General features: G+C 53.7%; 1 rRNA gene (running past both ends of the window). It reads left to right on the forward strand.

Going from position 1 to position 1,351, the window contains the following annotated elements:
* Positions 1-1,351: ribosomal RNA gene (locus BCV73_RS32055) — 23S ribosomal RNA — on the forward strand (it extends past both window edges: 550 nt to the left, 794 nt to the right).

Raw genomic sequence — 1,351 nt, forward strand, 5'->3', positions numbered from 1 at the left:
TAGAACCTGAAACCGTGTGCTTACAAGAAGTCAGAGCCCTGTTTATGGGTGATGGCGTGCCTTTTGTAGAATGAACCGGCGAGTTACGTTCCCGTGCAAGGTTAAGGTGAGAAGCCGGAGCCGCAGCGAAAGCGAGTCTGAATAGGGCGATTGAGTACGTGGACGTAGACCCGAAACCGTGTGATCTACCCCTGTCCAGGGTGAAGGTGCGGTAACACGCACTGGAGGCCCGAACCCACGAATGTTGAAAAATTCGGGGATGAGGTGGGGGTAGCGGAGAAATTCCAATCGAACTCGGAGATAGCTGGTTCTCCCCGAAATAGCTTTAGGGCTAGCCTCGGTTTTGCAGTCGTGGAGGTAGAGCACTGATTGGGTGCGGGGCCCGCAAGGGTTACCAAGCTCAGTCAAACTCCGAATGCCATCGACTGATCGACCGGGAGTCAGACAGTGAGTGCTAAGATCCATTGTCAAAAGGGAAACAGCCCAGACCATCAGCTAAGGTCCCCAAGTGTGTGTTAAGTGGGAAAGGATGTGGAGTTGCACAGACAACCAGGATGTTGGCTTAGAAGCAGCCACCATTGAAAGAGTGCGTAATAGCTCACTGGTCGAGTGACTCTGCGCCGAAAATGTAACGGGGCTAAACACACCACCGAAGCTATGGCTTGATGTTTGCATCAGGGGTAGGGGAGCGTTGTATACAGCGTTGAAGGTGTACCGTAAGGAGCGCTGGAGCGTATACAAGTGAGAATGCCGGTATGAGTAACGAAAAGATCAGTGAGAATCTGATCCGCCGAAAGCCCAAGGTTTCCTGAGGAAGGCTCGTCCGCTCAGGGTAAGTCGGGACCTAAGGTGAGGCCGACAGGCGTAATCGAAGGACAACAGGTTGAAATTCCTGTACCACCGTAAACCGTTATGAGTGATGGGGTGACGCAGGAGGGTAGTGACGCGAGCTGATGGATGCTCGTCCAAGCAGTGAGGCTGGTGTGTAGGCAAATCCGCACACTTTAAGGCTGGGCTGTGATGGGGAGGGAAAATTATAGTACCGAAGGTCATGATCTCACACTGCCAAGAAAAGCCTCTAACCAGGTGAAGGTGCCCGTACCGCAAACCGACACAGGTAGGCGAGAAGAGAATTCTAAGGCGCGCGGAAGAACTCTCGTTAAGGAACTCGGCAAAATGACCCCGTAACTTCGGGAGAAGGGGTGCCCCGGTAGTGTGAATAGCACGAGGGGGCCGCAGTGAAAAGGCCCAAGCGACTGTTTAGCAAAAACACAGGTCTGTGCGAAGCCGCAAGGCGAAGTATACGGGCTGACGCCTGCCCGGTGCTGGAAGGTTAAGGGGAGCGGTTAGG

This window comes from Paenibacillus sp. SSG-1 (assembly GCF_002224835.1).
In the GTDB taxonomy this organism is placed as follows: domain Bacteria; phylum Bacillota; class Bacilli; order Paenibacillales; family Paenibacillaceae; genus Paenibacillus_AQ; species Paenibacillus_AQ favisporus.